Genomic DNA, 2,664 nt, shown 5'->3' with positions numbered 1-2,664 from the left:
ACTTTAGTACTTATAATAATGTGTAGTACTTCTATTCAACTTCGGATTTCCATTCGGAAATCCTAACTTCTTAGTCGTAACGCACCTTACACGAAACCGTTAGCACACATCCTCACTCAGTTCTAAAAAAGCTAGATTCCTGAATATCTCACCCTAAAAAACTTTAATTTTATCAAAAAAATTAAAGAAGCCACTCTACTGGAATCGAAGCGAAAATAGACGTTAAAAACAGAACGCAATCGGACTCTTCTTACTCATGCGATTTCGGACACTAGCAGTACGCAAGTATTACGCTAATCGGACTCCCAAAACGCTGAAAATATGCTTAACAGAGCTCAAAAAAGCTGATTCTGCTTACTCAGACGGCTTCGGACACAAATATTACGCAACTCTTACGGCGGACTGAAAATCTGGACGGCAAAACTGAACCTACAAATCAGTTCGCTAAACAGTTATTCCTAAGTGCTTTAAAGCTAAAAACTAAACAAAAACACACGTGCGCTAACAAAATGTATAAAAAATTGCTATTTTTAGCTAGTCCGAAAGGCTTGTGTTTTTGTGCTAAGCGGATTTTCCTTCGGAAAATCCTCGCGGGCTTAAACGCAACTTTCAATACATCAACCGTTGTGTATAACGGCTCACTCCTACCTAAAACGCTCAATTTCGGAATATCTAACTCTAAAAAACTCTGATTTCCTCAAAAATTAAAAAACTATTTCTCCTGGAACCTAAGCGAAAACATTCCTTAAAAATATAACGCAATCGGATTCTGCCCACTCTAGCGATTTCGGACACTAGCAAAGCGCAATTAGGACGTAATTCGGACTTTTAGAACGCTAAAAATATGCTTAACAGAGCGCAATAATCGGATTCTGCTTACTCAGACGATTTCGGACACCAATATTACGCAACTGTTACGGCGGACTGAAAATCTGGACGGCAAATTAGTTCGTGACAAAATTGAGGTTTAAAAAGCTAAACGTAAATTTAACGGCAGATCTCTCGCAAAAAATAATTTAAAAACCCTTAATTTTAGAGGTTTAAAGCAAAAAACCGACAAAAAAAGCGCTATACACAACACAGTGTAAAATGCATTGCTTACATTAGCGTTAATTTAATGTGCAGTACTTCTATTCAACTTCGGATTTCCATTCGGAAATCCTAACTTCTTAGTCGCAACGCACCTTACACGAAACCGTTATCAGCAATTTCCCAATCGGATCGGACAATTTTTTCGGAGGATTACGCAAAAAAAGGAGTTCTTTTTACTTTTTTAGATAATCCAGTATCGACTTTAGGAGAGACTGGCTTAAGTATTTTGCTTGGAAGCGTAGAAAGCGTGCTTTCTAAACGTGGACACGTTAAAAATACTTAATCAAGGTCGTGAAAATTTCTGACAAAGTCAAATTTTTGATGAACTTGATGGATAAAAAAGTAAAAAGAACGGATTCCTTAGTGCCGTAACGCACGTGATTTATTTATGGATAAACAACATGCGTTACGGGAAGCCCCGAAAAAAATGACACTAAAAGTTCCGATTGGAAAACTGTTCGCTGTATTTTTATTCTTAATTTTGAGAAAAGTAAAAATTAAAATAAAACAGCCAGATAACATGGTGTATGAGCAATAGCCCCCTTTGGGTGCTACTACACATACACCTATTGTTGGCAAACATTAAAAACCCACTCAAAAGTTTACAATTAACGAAACTTTATTTATATTTGTATCAAATTTGATTTTACAACACGAATGATAAAACGATTTGAAACGAAATTGCTTGAAGAAGCTTTTGAATTTGTAGAAAAGCAAAACCTAAAAGCAAGGAAAAAGATATTTCAAAATATAAGAAGAGCCGAACAACAATCTGACCCAAAGTTTTTTAAAAAACTGACTGACGATATTTGGGAATTTAGAACCTTATATTCTGGAATACAATATCGCCTTTTAGCATTCTGGGACAAGGATGATAAAACCGAAACGTTAGTTTTTGCTACTCACGGAATTATTAAGAAAACAAGCAAAGTGGATAAAAAAGAAATAGACAAAGCTGACAAAATCAGAAATATATACTTTAAAAATAAAAAGAAATGAAAAGTTACACTTTAGACCAAGCAGAAGACCTTTTAATTGGAAAAAAGGGAACTGAAGAAAGAGACGAATATGAATTTGAGTTAAAACTTGAATTGATTGGCGATATGATAAAAACCGCCCGAAAAAAACGAAAACTGACTCAAGAGCAATTAGGAGAATTAGTTGGAGTAAAAAAAGCACAGATTTCTCGACTTGAAAACAGTACTGGAAATGTGACTTTTGAAACTGTAATGCGCATTTTTAATGCTTTAGGTGCTAAACTAAATTTAAATCTACAGATATAAAATAACGTTTGCCAACAATGCCTATACTTAATACGGGTTTGGTGTTTAATTCAAAAGTTAGTCTGTATTTGCAAAGTCCGCCAAATCTTTTGATTTGGCTTTACTACTAAAAAAGATAAAACAAAATAAAAAGATTTGGCTAAGTGCTTAAACGGAAATTAATTACTTTTAAATCCCGTACTAAGCATAGCCGAGAACGTTGTGTACAATGCTGACCCGTCCTGAATAAAGGCTACATAATTTTAAACATTATGTACAAAAATGACAAAGTAATCAGACGGTATTCAGA

2 protein-coding genes are annotated in these 2,664 nt (G+C 34.7%); both read left to right on the top strand.

Annotated elements, in window-relative coordinates:
• Window positions 1-1,749 precede the first annotated feature (1,749 nt).
• Window positions 1,750-2,091, top strand: coding sequence for a type II toxin-antitoxin system RelE/ParE family toxin (locus tag Q4566_RS16960; protein WP_303423761.1), 342 nt, complete (start codon window positions 1,750-1,752; stop codon window positions 2,089-2,091).
• Entirely contained in the window at window positions 2,088-2,375 is a 288-nt protein-coding gene (locus Q4566_RS16955; RefSeq protein WP_216068632.1) for a helix-turn-helix domain-containing protein, read from the top strand. Before Q4566_RS16960 ends, Q4566_RS16955 begins: the two co-directional genes overlap by 4 nt.
• The last annotated feature ends 289 nt before the right edge of the window (window positions 2,376-2,664 follow it).

The organism is Tamlana sp. 2_MG-2023 (assembly GCF_030548465.1).
GTDB lineage: Bacteria > Bacteroidota > Bacteroidia > Flavobacteriales > Flavobacteriaceae > Pseudotamlana.
The sequence above is the reverse complement of the archived record's forward strand: the minus strand, read 5'-3'. Positions and strand labels throughout refer to the sequence as shown.